We start from the raw sequence: 428 nt of genomic DNA, 5'->3' as shown, positions 1-428 counted from the left end.
TGAAAGAAACTAAGGCGCCAGACGGTTACCGTTTATTAAAAGACCCTATAAAAATCGATGTAAAAGCAACTTATGGAGCTGACAACAGATTAAATTATGTTAAGGGCGATGGTGCAACAGCAAAGACATTACAGAAATTAGCAGCAACAGCAAGTTTTAAAGAATTTTACACAGGCGCATATAGTCAATATGACAAAACACTATCAACTGATGCAGATACAGGTACATTTAATATCAAGGTTGTAAACAAAGTTGGATCAAAACTTCCTGCAACAGGTAGTATGGCCACTTTATTATTAGTTGCAACGGGTACTGCGGTGATGGTAACTGTACTTGTCAGAAGAAGAAAAAATGAAAAAGATGAGAATTCTCAAATTTCTTAAAAAAGATATTTTAATTTTTATAACAGGACTGGCTCTTGTGAGCTA

At 34.8% G+C, this 428-nt stretch carries 1 protein-coding gene; it reads left to right on the top strand.

Translation table 11 applies throughout. From position 1 onward, the window contains the following. A partial coding sequence (locus KSU54_RS18655; RefSeq protein WP_217746772.1) for an LPXTG cell wall anchor domain-containing protein occupies positions 1 to 383 on the top strand: 383 nt, incomplete at its 5' end. Positions 384 to 428 lie beyond the last annotated feature (45 nt).

Source organism: Erysipelatoclostridium sp. MSK.23.31 (assembly GCF_019125875.1).
GTDB classification, from domain to species: domain Bacteria; phylum Bacillota_I; class Bacilli_A; order Erysipelotrichales; family Coprobacillaceae; genus Thomasclavelia; species Thomasclavelia ramosa.
Note: the sequence above shows the minus strand (reverse complement) of the source record. Positions and strands in the feature narration are given on the sequence as shown.